Annotated in this window: 3 protein-coding genes; all 3 read left to right on the forward strand. The window is 71.2% G+C overall.

Features of this window, described 5'->3' with window-relative positions:
• On the forward strand, positions 1–576 hold a 576-nt coding region (locus ABZ749_RS34085; protein ID WP_357235269.1), incomplete at its 5' end, for a histidine phosphatase family protein.
• Entirely contained in the window at positions 560–1,429 is an 870-nt protein-coding gene (locus tag ABZ749_RS34090) for an NAD(P)H-hydrate dehydratase (RefSeq protein ID WP_357235271.1), read from the forward strand. The genes ABZ749_RS34085 and ABZ749_RS34090, both read left to right, overlap by 17 nt.
• Before the next feature lie 79 nt (positions 1,430–1,508).
• A complete protein-coding gene (locus ABZ749_RS34095; RefSeq protein WP_357235274.1) occupies positions 1,509–2,009 on the forward strand; it encodes a hemerythrin domain-containing protein in 501 nt (166 codons plus the stop codon).
• Positions 2,010–2,304 lie beyond the last annotated feature (295 nt).

Below are 2,304 nucleotides of genomic sequence, written 5' to 3' on the forward strand. Positions count from 1 at the left end.
GATGGGTGTGCAGTACGGGTCACAGGGGCTCGCGGTCACCACACCGAACGCGACGCCCGCTGCGAACGGACGCGCGCGGTGCAGACCTCCCGGCTGGCGCTGGCCGGCACCGACATTCCCGTCCACCGCGACGAACGGCTGCGCGACCGGGAGCTGGGCATCCTCGACGGGCTGACCGGGCACGGGGTGCGCCGGCGGTACCCGGACGAGGCCGAACGTCGGGAGCGGTTGGGCAAGTTCTACTACCGGCCGCCGGGCGGAGAGTCCTGGACGGATGTGGCGTTGCGGCTACGGACGCTGCTGGGCGACCTGCGCCGTGACCACGACGGTTGCCGGGTGCTGCTCTTCGGCCACGACGCGCTGGTCTTCCTGCTTCGCTATCTGCTGGAGGGGTTGACCGAGGACGAGCTGATGGCGCTCACCCGGCAGGACGTGATCGCCAACTGTTCGATCACGGAGTGGTCGGCGGACGACGACGGCCGCCTTGCCGTCACCGCCTTCAACGATGTCGCGCACCTGCGTCAGCAGGGCGCCCAGCCGACCAGGGAGGACGAAATCCATGCCGAGCCGGTCTGAGGTGAAGGTGATCACCCCGGCGTTGCTGCGGGACTGGGCACTGCCCGTGCCGGTCGGCGGGAAGGAGAGCCGGGGCACCGTGCTGGTGGTCGGCGGTTCCCGCTTCACGCCGGGCGCGGTGCTGCTCGCCGGAGTGGCCGCCTTGCGCGCCGGTGCCGGGGTGCTCCAGCTCGCCGCCGCCGAATCCACCGCGGCGGCGCTGAGCATCCAGGTGCCCGAGGCGCTCGTGGTCGGCCTGCCGGAAACCACCGACGGTGCGGTCGCCGCCGACCGGGACGGTCAGCTCGGCGACCTGGTCGCGCAGGCCGACGTGGTGGCGATCGGCCCCGGCCTGAAGGCGATCGACGAAACCAACCGACTGCTGAGCCTGGTCCTGGAGGCGGCCCGCCCGGACACGTCACTGGTCCTCGACGCGTACGCCCTCGGTGCGCTCAGCCACTCACCGGACCTGCTGGTCGGCTCGGGTCGACCCGTGGTGCTCACCCCCAACGTCACCGAGGCCGAGCACCTGCTCGGGCGGGAGCCGGGCGACGACCTGGACTCCGAGGCGGCCGAGTTGGCCGCCCGGTACGAGGCGGTGGTGTCGCTGTACGGGCATGTGGCCGCGCCGGACGGACGGGGTTGGCGGGAGGAGAGCGGCGACGCCGGGCTGGGCACCTCCGGCAGCGGGGACGTGCTCGCCGGGTTGCTGGCGGGGCTGTTGTCCCGGGGTGCCGACCCGGCGCAGGCGGCCTGCTGGGGCTCGTTCGCGCACTCGGTGAGCGGCCAGCGGCTGATTCCCCGCTACGGCCGGATCGGCTTTCTGGCTCGGGAGCTGCTCGAAGAGATCCCCCGCACCCTGGCGATGGTCTGAGGCGGTTTCACCTGTTTCCGCATTCGGCGTGGGGGTACCGGAACCCCACCAGCCGAGACTCGTCAGGGAGGTCATACCGGTGTCGACCGATGCCATCGTCCTGCTCAAAGAGGACCACAAGGAAATGCGCCGCCTGTTCAAGGCCTTCCAGGACGCCGAGGAGGGGCCGGCGAACCAGCGGCAGAAGTTGGTGGACCAGATCCTGGAGGCGCTGACCGTGCACACCTACCTGGAGAACGAGGTGATGTATCCGGAGGTCCGCCGACTGCTGCCCGACCTGGAGGACGACATCCTCGAGTCGTACGAGGAACACCACGTCGCCGATGTGCTCTGCGCCGAGCTGGCCAGCATGGACGCCGACGACGAGCGGTTCAACGCCAAGACGACGGTGCTCATCGAGAACGTCACGCACCACGTCGAGGAGGAAGAGCAGGAGTGGTTCCCCAAGGTTCGCGACGCGCTGGGCCGCAAGCAGCTCCAGGAGATCGGCGAGAAGATGATCGCGCTGCGCGCGGACGCGCCGCGTACCCCCACCGCCCCGAAGGCGATCAAGAAGGCGCTCGACGCGGTGACGGCCTGAGGCACCCGCTCACACCGAAGGGCCCGGCACAACGCCGGGCCCTTCGTCGTGCCGCCCCGCCCCGCCCCGCCCCGCCCGGCCCGCCCCGACCCGGCCCGGCCCGGCCCGCGATCTTGCACTTTCTGTTGCCGATTGGCGATGTGTCGTGCCGTTTTGTCGCGACAGGAAGTGCAAGATCGCGGGAGGAGGGGCGGGGCGGGGGCCGTGTCGGTGTCGTCCTCGTCCCGGGTTGGCGCGGGTGCGACGGGTTCCGTGCCGGCACCGGCGCGACGGTGGTCCTTGTCCGGGGTCCACG

It is taken from the genome of Micromonospora sp. NPDC047753 (genome assembly GCF_040642735.1).
In the GTDB taxonomy this organism is placed as follows: domain Bacteria; phylum Actinomycetota; class Actinomycetes; order Mycobacteriales; family Micromonosporaceae; genus Micromonospora.

What these genes read in the sequence shown, in the direction of transcription:
- ABZ749_RS34090 (WP_357235271.1), top strand. Translation starts at nt 560, where the DNA reads ATGCCGAGCCGGTCTGAGGTGAAGGTGATCACCCCGGCGTTGCTGCGG.